General features: G+C 43.7%; 20 protein-coding genes, 3 tRNA genes and 1 other RNA gene. 4 read left to right on the top strand and 20 right to left on the bottom strand.

Annotation, left to right across the window (positions count from 1 at the left end; translation table 11 throughout):
• Positions 1–26: 26 nt before the first annotated feature.
• The 9 genes from VZF35_RS18520 to flgM all read right to left on the bottom strand — a co-directional run bounded on the left by VZF35_RS18520 (position 27) and on the right by flgM (position 6,919).
• Positions 27–1,652 (bottom strand): flagellin, encoded by a 1,626-nt coding sequence (locus tag VZF35_RS18520; protein WP_407314708.1) that lies wholly within the window; start codon positions 1,650–1,652, stop codon positions 27–29.
• Between the two features lie 266 nt (positions 1,653–1,918).
• Positions 1,919–2,152 (bottom strand): carbon storage regulator CsrA, encoded by a 234-nt coding sequence (gene csrA, locus VZF35_RS18515; RefSeq protein ID WP_407307284.1) that lies wholly within the window; start codon positions 2,150–2,152, stop codon positions 1,919–1,921.
• A gap of 1 nt (position 2,153) precedes the next feature.
• Positions 2,154–2,609: a flagellar assembly protein FliW gene (gene fliW, locus VZF35_RS18510; RefSeq protein ID WP_407307282.1), complete on the bottom strand. Its 456-nt coding sequence runs from the start codon at positions 2,607–2,609 to the stop codon at positions 2,154–2,156.
• 39 nt (positions 2,610–2,648) lie between these two features.
• Positions 2,649–3,200, bottom strand: a complete 552-nt coding sequence (locus VZF35_RS18505; protein WP_407307280.1) for a DUF6470 family protein — start codon at positions 3,198–3,200, stop codon at positions 2,649–2,651.
• Between the two features lie 21 nt (positions 3,201–3,221).
• Entirely contained in the window at positions 3,222–3,590 is a 369-nt protein-coding gene (locus tag VZF35_RS18500; RefSeq protein WP_407307278.1) for a flagellar protein FlaG, read from the bottom strand.
• Positions 3,591–3,640: 50 nt separating this feature from the next.
• Positions 3,641–4,540, bottom strand: coding sequence for a flagellar hook-associated protein FlgL (gene flgL, locus VZF35_RS18495; protein ID WP_407307276.1), 900 nt, complete (start codon positions 4,538–4,540; stop codon positions 3,641–3,643).
• 12 nt (positions 4,541–4,552) lie between these two features.
• Positions 4,553–6,133 (bottom strand): flagellar hook-associated protein FlgK, encoded by a 1,581-nt coding sequence (gene flgK, locus VZF35_RS18490; RefSeq protein ID WP_407307274.1) that lies wholly within the window; start codon positions 6,131–6,133, stop codon positions 4,553–4,555.
• A gap of 3 nt (positions 6,134–6,136) precedes the next feature.
• On the bottom strand, positions 6,137–6,619 hold the full coding sequence (locus VZF35_RS18485) for a flagellar protein FlgN (RefSeq protein WP_407307272.1): 483 nt from the start codon (positions 6,617–6,619) through the stop codon (positions 6,137–6,139).
• A gap of 27 nt (positions 6,620–6,646) precedes the next feature.
• Complete coding sequence (flgM, locus tag VZF35_RS18480) at positions 6,647–6,919, bottom strand: flagellar biosynthesis anti-sigma factor FlgM (RefSeq protein WP_407307270.1); 273 nt, start codon at positions 6,917–6,919, stop codon at positions 6,647–6,649.
• Between the two features lie 415 nt (positions 6,920–7,334).
• On the opposite strand from flgM, the gene VZF35_RS18475 reads away from it, so the two are divergent.
• Positions 7,335–8,138, top strand: a complete 804-nt coding sequence (locus VZF35_RS18475; protein WP_407314706.1) for a flagellar motor protein — start codon at positions 7,335–7,337, stop codon at positions 8,136–8,138.
• The gene (locus VZF35_RS18470) at positions 8,135–9,013 is read left to right on the top strand and encodes a flagellar motor protein MotB (protein WP_407307268.1); all 879 of its coding nucleotides are present in this window, start codon (positions 8,135–8,137) and stop codon (positions 9,011–9,013) included. The genes VZF35_RS18475 and VZF35_RS18470 overlap by 4 nt, the downstream gene beginning before the upstream one ends.
• On the opposite strand, the gene VZF35_RS18465 is transcribed toward VZF35_RS18470, so the two are convergent.
• Positions 9,010–10,044, bottom strand: a complete 1,035-nt coding sequence (locus VZF35_RS18465) for a M20/M25/M40 family metallo-hydrolase (protein WP_407307266.1) — start codon at positions 10,042–10,044, stop codon at positions 9,010–9,012. The two genes, VZF35_RS18470 and VZF35_RS18465, sit on opposite strands and share 4 nt — an antisense overlap.
• 30 nt (positions 10,045–10,074) lie before the next feature.
• Between VZF35_RS18465 and VZF35_RS18460 the strand changes: the two genes are divergently transcribed.
• Complete coding sequence (locus VZF35_RS18460) at positions 10,075–10,512, top strand: YaaR family protein (protein WP_407307264.1); 438 nt, start codon at positions 10,075–10,077, stop codon at positions 10,510–10,512.
• Between the two features lie 94 nt (positions 10,513–10,606).
• Entirely contained in the window at positions 10,607–11,395 is a 789-nt protein-coding gene (locus tag VZF35_RS18455) for a CheR family methyltransferase (protein WP_407307262.1), read from the top strand.
• A 119-nt stretch (positions 11,396–11,514) separates the two neighbouring features.
• Here the strand turns inward: VZF35_RS18455 and VZF35_RS18450 are convergent, their stop codons facing one another.
• The 10 genes from VZF35_RS18450 to VZF35_RS18405 form a co-directional block, all read right to left on the bottom strand.
• Positions 11,515–11,703, bottom strand: coding sequence for a hypothetical protein (locus VZF35_RS18450; RefSeq protein ID WP_407307260.1), 189 nt, complete (start codon positions 11,701–11,703; stop codon positions 11,515–11,517).
• Positions 11,704–11,837: 134 nt separating this feature from the next.
• A complete protein-coding gene (locus VZF35_RS18445) occupies positions 11,838–12,221 on the bottom strand; it encodes an EamA family transporter (protein ID WP_407307258.1) in 384 nt (127 codons plus the stop codon).
• Positions 12,222–12,423: 202 nt separating this feature from the next.
• A complete protein-coding gene (locus VZF35_RS18440; protein ID WP_407307256.1) occupies positions 12,424–13,002 on the bottom strand; it encodes a Uma2 family endonuclease in 579 nt (192 codons plus the stop codon).
• Positions 13,003–13,252: 250 nt separating this feature from the next.
• Positions 13,253–13,685, bottom strand: an RNA gene (gene rnpB, locus VZF35_RS18435) — RNase P RNA component class A.
• Between the two features lie 23 nt (positions 13,686–13,708).
• Positions 13,709–13,870 (bottom strand): hypothetical protein, encoded by a 162-nt coding sequence (locus VZF35_RS18430; RefSeq protein WP_407307254.1) that lies wholly within the window; start codon positions 13,868–13,870, stop codon positions 13,709–13,711.
• A gap of 238 nt (positions 13,871–14,108) precedes the next feature.
• On the bottom strand, positions 14,109–14,978 hold the full coding sequence (locus VZF35_RS18425) for a Nif3-like dinuclear metal center hexameric protein (protein WP_407307252.1): 870 nt from the start codon (positions 14,976–14,978) through the stop codon (positions 14,109–14,111).
• On the bottom strand, positions 14,969–15,763 hold the full coding sequence (locus VZF35_RS18420; protein WP_407307250.1) for a tRNA (adenine(22)-N(1))-methyltransferase: 795 nt from the start codon (positions 15,761–15,763) through the stop codon (positions 14,969–14,971). The genes VZF35_RS18425 and VZF35_RS18420 overlap by 10 nt, the downstream gene beginning before the upstream one ends.
• A 128-nt stretch (positions 15,764–15,891) precedes the next feature.
• Positions 15,892–15,966: transfer RNA gene (locus tag VZF35_RS18415), tRNA-Val, on the bottom strand.
• Between the two features lie 110 nt (positions 15,967–16,076).
• Positions 16,077–16,151 (bottom strand) — tRNA-Ile (locus VZF35_RS18410).
• An 18-nt stretch (positions 16,152–16,169) separates the two neighbouring features.
• Positions 16,170–16,244 (bottom strand) — tRNA-Asn (locus VZF35_RS18405).
• Between the last annotated feature and the right edge of the window lie 88 nt (positions 16,245–16,332).

Below are 16,332 nucleotides of genomic sequence, written 5' to 3'. Positions count from 1 at the left end.
TCTTGTCAAGTTAGAAGTTCTGACTATTAACGAAGAAGCTGCAGAACTCCTTGAGGCTGTTGGTTAGCTTGTGCCAGCATTGCTTGCGCAGCCTGTTGGAGAACGTTATTTTTCTGGAAGTTGGTCATTTCTGAAGCCATGTCTACATCTCTGATGTTAGCTTCAGCAGTGGTAATGTTCTGGGAAGAAGTTCCCAGATTGGCGATAGTGTCGTTGAGACGGTTCTGAATAGCACCGAGTTTGCTTCTTTCTGCTGATACTTTTGCCGTAGCCGCATCAATGGCAGTGATAGCGCTGGAAGCGGCCGCTACACTGTCAACGTTAGCACTGGAGAGACCCAGCGCAGCAGATCTCATATCGTCTATACCGAACGTCAAGGTTTGGCCAGCATTTGCACCAATCTGGAAGGTTAAACCACCGTTGCTAGCGGAAGAAGTCTGAGCATTATTAAGTCCCAAGTCAGAAGTAAAAGTTTTTCCTGATGCATCACTGAAGGTAACCGGGCCAGTTTCGCTGACTACTTCCAAACGACCGTCAGTTGTAGCGTTTACTTTCACTTGAGAGATAAAGCCTGCATCACCGATTTTCGCAGCGCCTGCAGAAGCATTTGCAGTAGTAATAGCATTATTAAGGTCTACTTGCAGTTCCTTAGCAATTGTAGTCATCGCAGAACCGTTAGCATAAGAAGTAGCAGCAGCCGATACCTTCAATACCTGGCCGTTAATATTCATACTGAAAACACTAGCTTTAGGAACCGACGTACCATTGTAATTGTCGGTACCAGTTTGGCCAGCAGCAGCGTTCGCTCCCAAAGTTGTATCCAATACTGAGCCAGCACCGCCACCCGTAGTAAGTTTAATATCCGAACCAGTACCACTTGAACCGCTGGTAATAACCAGACTGTGAGCTGCATTGACATAACCTGTAACATGGGCAGCGTTAGTACCGCTAGCATCGATAGCGCTGTTGATTTGACTGACTATCAAGCTGGCTGCAGCCGCCTGCGACGTAGCATTGGAACCCGCACCAAGACCACTATTAATTGTGTTTTGCTGGTCAGTAGTAAGGTTTTGCCAATTAATAGTAATATTACTACCATCAATATTAACCGTCTCTGATTTAAAGTTCGCAGCAGCAATTGCAGCGCCATTAGACAAAGAAGTACTTGCGCCCATAATTGCAGCGGTCAGCTTACCAACCACTGCTCCGGTAGTACCGTTTTGACCATTCGTAATACCCGCCGCGCCAGCCTGGCTGCCATCCAGGAGATTTTTGGTATTGAATTGGGTTTGGTTACCAATGTCATCAAGTGCACTCTTTAATTGGTTAAACTCATCGCTCATCGCGGTATTATCGCTAGTGGTATTTGTACCATTGCTAGCCTGAACAGCCAGTTCACGCATACGTTGAAGAATACTGGTAGACGTGTTTAGAGCACCTTCAGCAGTAGCTGCCAAATTAATCCCAGACTGAGCGTTACTGGAAGCTTGATTTAACCCACTGATCTGGCCGCGCATTTTTTCCGAAATAGATAGACCAGCTGCATCATCAGCTGCGCTGTTAATCCGAAGACCTGAAGATAATTTTGCCAAAGAACTTTGAGTATTCTTTTCATTAATACCCAACTGGCGAATGGTGTTGAGAGCCGCCATATTAGTATTGATAATCATAATTTGTTTCCTCCTTGATTTTTACACCAGGCATCCTTGCCCGATTTATTATCCTCCAGCTTCATCTCTTCCTCCGGCCGGTTGAAAGAAAATCAGCTTTTGGATCTGTCACTATATATATCGTTAAATATGCAGGAGAACTTTAGCGTTCAGGACAAGTTTTTTCTTCTTATCCTACTCCACATTTTGTCTTTTGCATTTATCAATTCGCACTGAATAAATAAAGAAGCAAGCCGAAATTTAACAGCTCACTTCTTTATTTGCATTCCCTTTAGCATTTCCAACTCCAATAAATCCTTTGGAGCAGCAGCTAGTTTATTTTCTGCCGCAATCGCATCGTAAATCTCGCCACGATAGACCTTGATTTCTTTGGGGGCGTCAATCGTCACACGAATGCTGTCACCTTTGATGTTGACCACTGTCACTACGATGTTGTCTCCAATGACAATGCGCTCGCCAACTTTGCGAGTGAGTGCCAACATATTATTTTCCCCCTTTAGTTTCACTCGGCAATCCGTTAGGAAACATTTTTTCAGCAATCGAATATCCTGACCTATGGAGAATAACCTGTCTGCCAATCCGCTGGGTGGGATTTATCACAATTGGAGCCATCAGATTTACGGTCATGTCAGCAAGTTTTTCTTTAACAGTAGCAATCAAAAACACCTGAGGAGGATTTTCCGGGGAAATATTCATTTCCTCAGCAACTTCATCCTCAAGGACAAATTCATAATCTTTAAAAAATGCGAAGGGATCAACCAGCAAAAACATCAGACTCCCTTCCGTAGCCGACTGCACAAACGAGAATGGACTTTCTGCATCATGAAGTATATAAACGAACAATTTTTCGTCAGGAAAACCTGGGATACCATCGGGAAACTTGATAAGGTGATCTTCCGTTACGTCTAATTCCCCGAATTGAGCGGACTTTATTTTCATAGTATTGCCTCCTGTAGGAGATCTTATTGCCTAGTCGTTTTAAACCTTGACATCCACAACTGATATTTCAACACTGGGATATTGACTAACCCGAATATCAACACTCCCAGGTTGGTAGTCACCTTGGACCTTGCCGGGTTCTAAATTGTAGTTAATCTTTCCTTCGATTGGAGTGAATTGAACTGGTTCAGCATGATACGAAATATTTGGTAAGGCGACATAAGCTAAAGTAACTCTTGGAATTTCGGTATGGGCGGAATTTTTAGCAGCTATGTCAGCGATGGCATTGGTTTTATTCTGGATTGCCGCTAATTTGTCGCCATCTTCCACTATCCGAGCAATCGCATTTTTAGCGGTTTGCCTACCGAATTCCGCATTATCTCTTGCGAAGTCGGTATTATTCTTAAAGCCGATGGAATACCGACAGGGTGTTGAGTCAATCGTCAATTCTCCGTAAGGTTGACGCATCTCCAACGTTGAAGGCGTTGTCTCCATCTGCAGGTTAGGTCGAGTGGTTTGCAGGTTCAAGCGAGCATTTTGAATGTTATAGTCTAAACGAGTAGTCTGAGTAGAGATATTAAGTTGAAGCATCGGAAGCGACTCCCTCCAGTCCTAGACCTGCTCATCAAATATTACACTGCTTCTTTGGTTTAACGAATTTAAAATATCTATCATCCGCTCCGGTGTAATTTCCTCCAGAACTTCTCCATTTGTTTCATCAACAATTTTGACCATAAAACCACGAGATTTTTTGCGAACACTGAACTTCAAACGCTTTTTCATAATCCCCATAAGGCGATTCATTTTTTCAGCCGCTTTCTCCACTTCCTCGCGCGGTATTTCTTCTCGAGCGGAAGGAATTTCCTGCTTGCGATCAACCACAGGACGAGGATTTTCCTGTGAACGTTCCAGCTTTTGCCCAGAAAAAGCATCCATGGGTATCATAGTGGTCTGAGTATTAGGTTGAATGGGATTAAACATCGTTAATACCTCCAATCTAACACGGCAGAGCGTGTGTTAGCAAAACATCCCTAATGCATAAAATCCACCAAAGAAGGCTGAATGATCTTAGCTCCAACTGATAAAGCGGCCTGATATACATTTTGCTGACTAGTAAAATCTGTAATCGTCTGCGCCATGTCCGCATCTTGCACACTCGAAAGGTTCGTTTGCAGATTAAGTGACGTCGAATCTAACTGACTCTGAATTGCCGTCACTCGGTTAATTCGAGCCCCTAAATCGGAATTTTGAGCAATAACATTACTGATATTATTGTCAATGGTTCCTAATAAATTACTGACAGTTGTTGAATCATTGTTTTTTAAAGCCTGACTTAACTTATCCAAAGTATCCAATACCCCGCCACTGCCACTGGTACTTGTACCATCTCCAAAAAGCTTTAGGCCATTAACAGAAACAGAGATGTTTAAATTATTTCCTACTTCAAACGTTATATCGTTTCCATTTGCACCAGTCGTGCTAGTTCCATCTGTGGGTATCAGTTTCTGATCTGTTGCAGTGCCGGAAAAAATGTATTTTGAACCCACTTGTGAATTCGCCATCATCTTTATTTGGTCCGTGAGTTGGCCAACTTCATCGGCAACCGCACTTTGATCACTTGCATCCAAAGTACCATTGGCCCCTTCCACCGCTAGATCCCTAACCCGCTGCAGCATCGACGTGATATTTTGCAAAGCGCCTTCCGTAGTATTCATAAACTGCAGCGCTTCACCAGCGTTGCTCGACCATTGTGTAACAGCGGCAATATTACTCTTAAACGTCATCACATTTTGAATTCCAACCGGATCATCCGAGGGTTTGTTGATCCTATGCCCGGAAGAGAGTTGATTCTGTAGATTATTCATTTTCTCTTCAGCCGATTGCAAATTACGTAATAAATCTTGACTCATCATACTACTTGTTATCCGCATTGAATTTCACCTCTATTTCGTCATTCCCATGCTTATGATTGAATCGAACATACTATCCATCATCGTCACCATCCGCGCCGCGGCCGCATAGGATTTTTGGTATTGGACAAGATTGGTCATTTCTTCATCAAGGGATACACCAGATAAAGATTCTCGTTGGTTCGTTACATTCGTGACTAAGACATCTTCTCCTGCCTTCATACGAGTGGCTTGCTGCACATCCACACCTAACTTGGCAACATTGGCCGAATAATAATTTCCTAAAGATGTCCCAGAAACAGGATTTGCCATTAAGCCGTTTAAAGCATTCCAACTCGTCGATAAGGAAGATATTTTTTGGGCAATCGTCCCATCGCCTGCAGTTATAGTCGTTGTATTCAGTACTCCTGTGGCAATTTTATCCGGCTGAGCTGCAATATCCGAATTTAGATTTATCGTCGCAGCTGTGACCACAGGGAGTCCCGTTGTACTATCGACTTTAGAATCTGAGGCTGTGAAAAAATCTATTCCGATTGTATTTCCTGTTACAGTATCTGTTTGTGTCGCTGCGGTCAACCCTTGACCAGTTCGATGAACCACGTTAACAGAACTGGCTATTGCTTGAGCCAAGGTATCGAGTTGCCCTTGAAAGCTTGGGAGATAATTATCCCGTACTTCCAGATCTGCTTGTAATGTTCCCAGATTGGTTCCTAGATCAACACTCGTTCCAGTTGAGTCATCACTCCAAACCACTTTAGAAAACCCAATGGATGAATCTGTCGGGGCATCCGACGACGTGTAGGTTGGTGGCGGATCCTCTAAAAGGCGAACTGTAGAACCATCCACCAGTGTATTATTAGTCGTCGAACTCGGACTATCGTTACCAATAATCACTTTGTAATCATTTACATTTCGATCAGTGAAACTTGCATCCTTAGTTTCCACAACCTTGACATTAACTATTTTTGAGAGGTTATCCACGATAGAATCACGTTGATCTCTTAGATCGTTTGGATTATCCCCGGCAACTTCCGCCTGTTTAATTTGTTGGTTCAATTCACCAATTTGTTGAGCATAGGTGTTTATCTGAGTGATCTGTACATTGACAGAGGAGTTCAAATTGTTCTGTTGATCACTGACCTGCTTGGAAAGATTATGAAAGGTATCCGTCAACTCCTGAGCTCGCTCACTAACAACTGATCGTGCCCCCTCATCCTGAGGATCATTGGAGAGGTCACTCCATGCTGTCCAAAACTGGCTCATGTCATTACTTAAGCTGTTGTCCGAAGGTTCATTCAATATGCTTTCTGCGTTTGTAAGACTGTCTTCTTTTGCTCCCCAGTACTGCTGTTTTGAAGTTTCCGAGCGAAACTGGCTATCCACAAACGCATCCCTGGCCCGGGTAATTGTGTTCAGGTCTGTCCCCGAACCAAGGCTTAGATTTCTCCCCGTACCCGAAATGACATAGGGTGTAGATGCCGCCAGAATAGGGCTCTGTCTTGTATATCCTGCAGTATTGGCATTGGAAATGTTATTTCCAGTAACATCTAATGCGAGTTGTTGCGAATTAAGGGCTCTTTGGGAAAGCTCCAAGCCAAAAAAAGTAGAAGTCATAGTTTAAACCCTCCAATCCAAAAGGTGTACCGCTTTATTTCCATCCTTCTCTTTACGGCCCGGATGTGTGTAAGTATTTTTATCCTGATGAGTCATCATCCCTAAGGTAAAGTCGACAATTTTCATCGCCTGCTGCAGAAGTTGGGTGTTGAGTTCATGAATCTCTTTTAGACTGCCCACAACCTGCTCCAGTTCCAGACGAACTTCCTGAAGAACCGGAAAATGCTCTGCCAGTTCTGCCAACGTGAGGTCTTCAGGTTTTTTGCCCAAAGCCTGTCCGATCTGTTCGGCCCACGAGAGGCGTTCTCTTTCGAGATGGCCTGCTTCAAGCAAAAGTTGTTCTTCCAGTCCTGTCGTCACTTCAATCTCCTGCAGATTATTAGCAAGTAAGGCCTTTTGTTTGCGTTCTTCTATGCTGAGGATCTTTCCATAGAGTAAAACTTGTTTTTTTAAGTTGTCATTTAGATTCTGTAATACTTCAGTCAAGGAAATCTCCTCCCTTTATATGGGGACCTAAAATTTCGGTGAAAGTATATTTTCGGCAATCGTTTGTCCGTTTACTTGAAACTCCCCACGCTCAATTTGTTCAGAAAGCGTCCGAACTTTATCCTCGCGTACAGAAGGAGCATCTTTGGCCTTCTGAAGCAGAGTCTGGAAAGTCTGTCCTTTATCTGAAACCGCTAATTTATCTCCTTCAGAGGAGGTTTTTTTCTTCCCTACCTGATTGATCCGATTTGTTGCTTGGATGCCCTTTATAACAGACAGGGATGTAGGATCTATTTTCATCTCGTTCACTCCACATTTAAAGTCTTACTTAATCTATCGAAAATGCTTAGCAAAAACTAAAGAGAATTTTTCCCTCTATAAAATCTCTTTATGCTGTGGCAAAGTTTGGCGGCACCTGCAGTACCTGTGCGTTAACACTACAAAGCTGTCCCGACAATGAGTCAATAGCCGGTAATAGTTATTGAGCGCAATTTAAATACTGCTAAATCAAATCCAATAATTATAGTCCCCATTCCGCTTTTCCTGTATAATCAAAGTGTAAAATATGGGGCTAAGGAATTGGGTAAAAAATGTCGATATTATTATTGAAAGATACTTATCTAATAACAGTAAGGGAGGTACGTCGCAATTCCAAATTCGAGAGCTGGAATTATAGTCCAAGCTTATAAAGAACTGGAGTGTGGCAAATGAAACCATGGATTTATCAACAGTTATAGGACTTATCGCCGGAATCGGGTCATTGCTCGCCGGGTATCTATTGGAAGGAGGAAGCGTTGGCGCTCTGGGGCAGTTTTCTGCCGCTTGTATTGTTTTCGGCGGAACAGCCGGGGCGGTTATTACCAGTTTTCCCCTTTCTTCTCTTAAGAACCTCCCAAATTGGCTGAAAGTCGCGTTTACGTCTCAGTCCTTTGGGACCGCCGAAGCGTATGAAACTCTCGTGCGCTTTGCGGAAAAAGCGCGACGTGAAGGTTTACTTAGTCTTGAGCAAGAACTGGAAAGCGTGACTGATCGTTTCACCCGTCAAGGAATGCAACTCGTCATAGATGGAACAGACCCTGAAATAACGAAAGAAATTCTGGAATCCAATATTGCGGTCTTGGAGAAACGACACAGAGTTGGAATCAACGTATTTGAAGCTGCCGGCGGTTTTGGGCCAACCCTGGGGATTATCGGAACAGTTATGGGACTGGTCAAAGTATTGGGAAACCTATCAGATCCTAATGAGCTCTCCAAATCCATCGCGGCAGCTTTCATTGCCACCCTTTATGGGGTGGCTTCCGCGAACCTTATCTATCTGCCAATTGCCTCAAAACTTAAAATGAAGGACAAAATAGAAGTTTCGGCTATGGAAATGATTCTCGATGGTATTTTATCGATTCAAGCGGGAGAAAATCCTGCTATTCTTAAGGAAAAATTAAAGACACATATAGGGACGATCTCGGAAAATCAAGAGGGTTCGGGAGCTCCCAGCGGTTCCCCTGCAATGGAACGCTCATGAGTAGAAAACGTGAACATGAAGCAGAAAAGGAAAATGGTGAGCGTTGGCTCCTTACCTATTCAGATTTGATTACTTTACTTATGATTTTCTTTGTCGTACTTTATTCCATGAGTAAGATTGATGCCCAGCGATTCCAGGCCATCGCTGAATCTTTGAACAAAGCCCTTGGCGGGGGCACGCCCTCGAAAATCGAATTATCCAATAGCCCCGTTGGGCCTTCTCTCTTTCAAGCAGGTACTCCTTCGTCAAGAGCCACGGTTCCCGGCAAAGGAACCGATCCGAACAACACAACGTATACGGACCCTGGATCAAGCGCAGAGAATAATAAAGCGGGTCAAGGAAATACCGATGAAGAGAAAATGAGTATTGAAGAGATCAAAGCCAAGCTTGATAAATTTGCCGCAGATAATGGTATTCAGTCGAAATTAATAACCTCAATCGAAGAAAGAGGTCTTGTCGTCAGTCTTCAAGAAACGTTGCTTTTTGAAAGCGGCTCAGCTGATATTACGGCACGCGCCCGAGAGATTCTCGAAAAAGTTACGACAGTCTTAGCCTCATCTCCTAACCAAATCAAGGTCGAAGGACATACTGACAATCTGCCGATTCACACCCCTCAATTCGCCAGCAACTGGGAACTTTCTGTCCTTCGTGCCACTAATGTTGTTGAGATCCTGCAAAAAGACGGCATTACTCCTGATCGCCTTTCTGCGACAGGCTATGGAGAATATCGCCCAATAGCTTCCAATGATACAGATGCTGGGAAGGCCCAGAACCGCCGCATTGACCTCATTATCCTTCGTTCTAAGTACGATGTCACTGAGCCAGCGACCCAAGCCTCTGACTCGATAACTCCTACTACTCCTGTGAAGCCTTAAAAGGCTAAGGTGTGAACCGCCTTGTAGAGAATTTGAGAGGCTAAATGAATCTGGTCCGGCCTCAACAGAGCTGGAGTGTCCTCAGGTGTGTGATTCTTGTTTAACCAGTCTCTCGCCATAATTGTTACCGCCGGAATGTTCGCTGAGCTAAAGCTGACAGAATCGCTATTATGCCCTCCTGTCGGTGTTAGTAAGGCGCTCGCTCCGCAATTTGAGGCAGCTTGGCGCACTGCCTGCACAGCAATATTTTCTCCATCCGACCAGAGCGCAAAATCTCCGATTGTCCCATTTCCTACGGTGTCTGCATTAAGAACTGCTTTAATTTGGTTCAGGGAGAACGACGGAGTTCGAACAAAGGCTAGAGATCCAACATATCCCATCTCTTCGGCACTCCAAAAAGCTATAACTATTGTACGTTTCGGAATTTTCCCTTCTCGTAATATCCGTCTCATTACATCTAAGATGCACCCAACGCCCGAGGCATTGTCGTTTGCTCCAGGATAGACTTGCCCTTCAAAAATCCCTAGATGATCGTAATGAGCGGAGAGAAGGATCACCTCGCTGGCGTTTTCTCCAATTAGCCCTCCTAAGAGATCAGCACTCGGAGTTCTTAAATTGCGATTCTCTCCTGGTCTAAATGTCAGCCGCTCATTGACTTTCGTTTCGATAACCGGCGGAATGGTGAATGCTTTGAAAAATCCTGTTTTCGGGTCGCCCATAGGTTTTAGCCCCAACATACTTAACTGAGATGAAAGATAGTCCGCCGCTTTTGCTTCGCCCACTGAACCTGCTTTCCGGCCTTGCATTTCAGGAGTTGTTAAAGTAAGGATGTCATCCATCGCTGTTCGATTGAGGCTTTCGGAATTCATCACGGTACTTGGTTTAGGTTCGGACGGCAGCAACAACTCAACGGACGGGTGTCCTATTTCTTTCTTGATCCATTCTCCCCACTGGGCAGGAAAGATACTCCAAGGCAAAAAGATCGCTCCCAGGCCAAGTAAGGTTTTTAAAAAAACTCTGCGCGTCTGCATAAATTAATCCTTTCTCAAAGGAGAATGTCCATGTCTATACGTATCGATACACCGCATCAGGCCTCAGCTTCCGCTCTCGATTCCCCAAACTCCTCAGAGCGTACTAATGATTTTAGCGGAGTCTTATCCAAAACCCAAAAAATCCAACGGATTGAACTCCAAACCTTTCTCGACCGGCTTGGAATCCAGGGCAAGAAGTTAGCTCAATCTCTCTCAATTCGTGATTTAAAAGATTTTCGAGATATGGTTAAAACGTTCCTTCGTTCGACCTTCGGTCAGAGCCGAAAGATGCAGGAAGAATCCTCCTGGGATTTTCAAGGGCGTCCAAAAATTATGGCGCGAATCTCTAAAATTGACCACGCCTTAGACGAATTAGGCAAACAACTTCTCGATCAACAAGCGAAACCCCTTGAAGTTTTAACCAAGATTGACGAGATTCGTGGGTTGGTCGTCGACCTCTTTGCCTAGAAAGTATGAGACGATATAATTATTTTGTGGAACTATGGATGTCTTCTAGTATACAATAATAGTCGCAGATTTCTGAGAAAAGAGGTGTCATCCTTTGGCTTTAGCTCCTATTTCCAACACCTATGAAGACTTTATTAAGGCGTTCCATCCTAAGAGCGGACTTGATCTTAAGTTTTACAAACAAAACCAAATGCAGCGGCGTATCCTTAGTTTTATGAACTCCCACGGACACACGACATTTCCTGAGTTTCTTAAAGCTCTGGACACAGATCAAATTTTATATGATGCTTTCTTCAAGCACCTAACGATTAATGTTTCACAGTTTTTTCGAGACGCTAACCAGTGGAAAACTTTGAAGGACTCTATTATCCCCCTGCTCCTGCAGAGCAAAAGCCCTCTGAAATTATGGAGTGCAGGTTGTTCCAGCGGACAAGAGCCTTACTCCTTAGCCATGACCTTGATGGAGTATTTCCCAACTGCTAGATTCACGGTTACTGGATCAGATATCGATGTCAATGTCCTAAAACAGGCTAAAGATGGTCTTTATAAACAAAATGATTTAGCAAGTACTCCCCCTGAGTTCCTGCAAAAGTATTTTACCTTATCTGACAAAGGGTATCAAATCAAAGACTCGGTAAAACGTCTCGTCACTTTCCAGCATCAGAATCTTCTCACCGACCGCTTCCAGCCAGGTTTTGACTTTATTGCCTGCCGCAATGTCGTCATATATTTCACCGACGAAGCGAAGGAACTGCTCTATACAAAGTTCACAGATGCCTTAAGACCGGGAGGAATCCTTTTTACCGGAAGCACGGAGCACCTCTTTGGGATGAAACACCTTGGACTAAAAGCCGTTTCCTCGTTCTTTTATCAAAAACAGTAATTATAAAGAAAAGTATTCAACGAAATTATACTTTCTGACAGTACGATGAAAAGGAGCTCTTCTCGTAAAAAAACGAGTAAGAGCTCCTCTATTATTTACTCTCCTTGGAAGGTTGGCGACTAAGTGATAGGGCAAATCCTTTCATACTGTTGGATAAATTCTTCTAAGGGATAAGTAACTCCTTTACCATGAACTTCAAGTGACACCTGTTGATCCTTTGGATTATAACCGATAAACTTCATTCCCAGTAATTTGGCCATTTTGGATAACTCGATCCGTGCACCCCGCCCGAAATCTTTAAACTGCATCCAACACACGCCCCTTTTTCTTGTCTTATGACTCCAAAAAAGCTATTGGGTTTAGATTATCTTATCCTATTCATGCTACGCTTGCAACTTTCTTTTTCGGGAGAAAATTAAGCTTATCAAGCTTGTACTAAATCTTACGCAGCCCATAATCCAAAAACGCTGATCCCCGCCAAAATGAGGACGCTCCCTAAAATTTTTGGGAAGGTAAGGTGTTCATGAAGGAGACAGGTACCATAAAATATTGCTAAGACATACCCCAATGCTACAAGAGGGTAGGCATAGCTTAACTCCCATCTTGATATAACCACGAGCCAAAGAAATGAACTTAGCCCGAAGCATACAAACCCCGCAAAAATAGCTGGGGTAAAAATGATTGCTCCCAGTTGCCCCCAAATCCCGGTTACAGTGACTTTGCCGTAAGTCAACATGCCTAAGCGAAATAGGAATTGCCCGGTAGCTCCCAGCATGATCGATCCCAAGGCTACAGCCATCGGGGGGACTTCTGAAATAAGATACATAAGAGTACTCCTTGCCAATTATTCTTTGAGCACCAACCGCTGCTTCTAACTATGATGAATGGTCTATGTTCAATGGTTAAACATAAACAACTGTTTTTATTAACATTTTAAGTTTTCGCGAAAGAAGCTGCAATTATTCAAACAAAAACGCAGCACCTGTAACTTCAGTGCTGCGTTTTTGATATTATATCATTTTAAGCCCTTAAATACCTGTAAAAACCAGTTTTAAATTTATTGTGAGATCCGGGATAATATTCAGGGTTATTTGGTCTTCTTCCGAATATACTTCTTGTCTTCCATAACGACCATTCTCTTGGAGTACAAAAACACTTACTATTTTAACTTCAGGTTCAACAATCCAGTATTCTTTAACACCAACTTTTTCGTACATATTAAATTTTATTATCCTATCAGTTTTTATTGATGAAGGGGAAATTATTTCGACTATCATATCGGGTGCCCCATTACAACCCTTTTCATCAACTTTGGATTTGTCGCAGACTATGGTAATGTCTGGCTCAACAACCTTTTTAATATCTTCGTTTGATATTTCATCACCCTTCGTTAGCCTTACACAGAAAGGTGCCGGATAAACTTTACAAGATTTATCCTTTAAATGGTTAGCTATTTGCCTGGATATTTCCATTAGTATTTCCTGATGTACTGTAGATGGTGCCGCTTGCATATATGGTACTCCGTCTATAATTTCCCACCGTTCTTCTTCCGGCCAGGTTAAGTAATCGGCATAAGTATATTTCTCCTTTGATTCCGGTATAGGCATAGAATCACTCCCTGTTAAAAAATACCTTTCCAAAACGATTATGCTGACTTTCAAAAGCACCATAACTTTTCTAAGCTTATCCCGTACATTGTAAAATACCTTATAAGGATACAGTTAAGAACCTGGTAAATCCCAGGTTCTTTCATTTACAAACCAAAACAGACGGTGAAGAACTTTTCTGTTTTGGCTAAATACTAAGCTGAAGGGAAACGGCGATGCACAAGTATGCACACCAGTTTCCCATAAGTAGTAGCGAAGCAAACCTATAAGCCGAGTTCTGTCCCTCCGTACGGAGGTGATGATCATCTATCTCGAACCGCCGTTACCGACGGCCTCTAGCGACCTTACCCGGGAACAAAAACGGGCCGTTCATCGTTCCCCTATTCAGTCTTGCTCCAGGTGGGGTTTACATGGCCAGCCAGTCACCTGGCTGCCGGTGAGCTCTTACCTCGCCTTTCCACCCTTACCTACTCGGAAGTCAGTCGTCGGAAATCGGAAGCCAAATTCTAGCTTGCTAATTCTGACCTCTGACGACCAACCTCCGTTATCGGCGGTATATCTCTGTTGCACTTTCCTTGGGGTCACCCCCACTGGGCGTTACCCAGCACCTTGCCCTATGGAGCTCGGACTTTCCTCAGAGGCGACCTTTCAGTCCCTGCCTCCGCGATCATCAAGTTTACTTCGCTCAGTTATCTTACTAAAAAAATCAGTTTTGGTCAAATGGAGAGTTTTGGTTCTTTTCCATTTCTTCCATCTCGTCATCAATGTCCATTAATGCCGTTAACCATTTTGCACGGTTTACATTATCTTCTTTAAAGTTTGTTAAAGCCTTTTCCCGCTCCATACGGAGGATTTCTGCTCGATTCATAATCCAATCAACACCTTTCAATAAGTTTCTTAAATATCCTACGATCGAAACGATTCATAGCGCGCCAGACATTTCATACAAAACTCTATTTTCTGATTATTCCTTGTATACTAACAATACCTGATTCGACAATCCCTTGTCAAGTATTAATAATCACTTTCACAATCTTTTTTTAAATTTTCTTATGGTTTGGTTAATTTTTCCTTAAACACTATCTCTTTAAAAAGGAACCCCCTAGCTATTGCCAGGGGGAAGAATTAGACCCACTTACTTTGATCTCAATGCCCTGCAGGGATTTCTCGGAAGACAGATACCTGTATAATGCCTGAAGCATAGGCGCTTCAGTTAAAAAGTGCCCGAGATCACCAACGGCCATTCCTCCTTCAAGAGCATCGAGTACAGCATGATGGTCAACGTCTCCGGTAATGAGCAAGTCTGCACCCTTAAACTGTGCTTTCGGTACAAACCGTCCTCCACTTCCGTTGACAATCGCAACTTTGCGCACTTCTTTCTCTAACGACCCTGCCAAACGTACGCCTGTCAAATTATATGGGTGAGCATAAATCTTTGATGTCACTAGTTGGTCTAAAAAGCGCTCCCAAATCGTTCCGAGTCTTTCTTTATACTCCAAATATCCGATGACTCCGTACCCCCGCGCCTCATCAGCAGCATTTGTAGAATTAAGCAGATATTGATGGCTGGAGTTAGTATCATATGTTTGTTCTTCCAACAATTTCATTTCTTTCAATCCCAGAAGTTCTCCTAAGCTTCGACTGGAGGATATACTCGATTGGTCAAGATTTGTGTGGGCTGCGTAATATCCAATCTGATGGTTGAGCAAACTCAGCGGAAGCCTTGCCGCAGGATTATCTGACCTCAGATTTTTAAGTGGACGAAACATAATCGGGTGATGTGCCACAATAAGCTGGGCTCCAAATTCTTTGGCTTCCTCAATGACTTCCAAAGTTCCATCTAAAGCTATCAGAATACGCTCAACGGGAGCAGAGCCGCTCCCCACTAATAATCCAACATTGTCCCACTCCTCAGCCCAAGATTTCGGAGCAAGCTTTTCGATAAGCTGTGCCACTAGACCGATCGTTACTGCCATGTTCGAATTCCCTCCACCAAGATCAATTCCTCAGAAACATCCCTTATTTTCTCCGCAATTTCTAGTTTATTGGATCGTTTCATTTGATCCAGCCTTCTTCTAAGCATCCCGCTGTAATCCTCAAGATACTCTCTCAAGAGATCTGTAGCTTCCTCAAGGATCAAAGGTCCGAAATGCCACACTAATTTCTCCACGATTTCTGGAAACTTCGCAGAAACCTCATCTTTAACAGTTTGAGGAGTTAAACGTTGGTGCCAAATGCACGCCTTAGTCGCTAAATCAGCCATATTCCAGCCATCGTTACGGGAAAAGGCTATAACGGTATAGGTGCGGTCCTCTTCTCTAACCAACTGTTCCGTCTTAAGTCGCCATCCATCGTTCAGCAGAGTCGAGCGTACGGCCCCCTCTCCACCCTGCGGCTGAACAATCAAATCCGTCACTGATTGTAAGACATCCGGTCGAGCTGCTAGAATTTCCAGCATAGTTCTTCCGCCCATCCCGGCTAAGGTCAATACATTAACCTCTCCAGCCTCAAGCGGCATCAATCCATCTCCAAATCTCACATCAATGATTTGCTCTAATTGCCTTCCTTTAACCGCAGCCATGGCAGACTGAAACGGTCCTTCATGGACATCTACAGCCACAGCTTTGAATATCTTACGTGCTTCATAAAGAGCAATAGGCAAATAGGCGTGATCGGTCCCGATGTCGCCGAGCCAAGCACCCGCCGGTACCAGCGAGGCTACCGTCTGCAGACGCGGACCTAGTGTAATTAAGTAGGTCATAGTTCACCTCATAAAGTTTAGGGCCTTTAGCCTCTTATTATGTTCAAAACGCTGTCAACAAAGCAGTCCAATTTTAGCCTAAAACAAAATGGACTCCGGCATTTGCCACAGTCCATTATTTCAGTCCTTGGTGGGCGATATTGGTCTCGAACCAATGGCCTCATCCGTGTGAAGGATGCGCTCTACCGCTGAGCTAATCGCCCAATTTCGATATTCATAGCTCAATGCAACTTGAACTAAAATCCTCACGTCTTAGACTCCGTTTATTTTTTTCTGTTCGAACCTCGAACAGCTGCACATTGTACTTCGATTTTGGTGGGCCCACTAGGATTCGAACCTAGGACCAACCCGTTATGAGCGGGGGGCTCTACCGCTGAGCTATGGGCCCTAAAAGGGAAAAATAAATTGGCTCCCCGAGTAGGACTCGAACCTACAACCTACCGGTTAACAGCCGGTTGCTCCACCATTGAGCTATCGAGGAATGCCCTTTGCACGAATTATTATACGTTAATCTATCCTAAATAGTCAAGCCTTTATCTGAATAAATCTTAATCAATGTTGAATCATTG

The organism is Desulfosporosinus paludis (assembly GCF_045689965.1).
Lineage (GTDB): Bacteria > Bacillota > Desulfitobacteriia > Desulfitobacteriales > Desulfitobacteriaceae > Desulfosporosinus > Desulfosporosinus paludis.
Note: the sequence above shows the minus strand (reverse complement) of the source record. Positions and strands in the feature narration are given on the sequence as shown.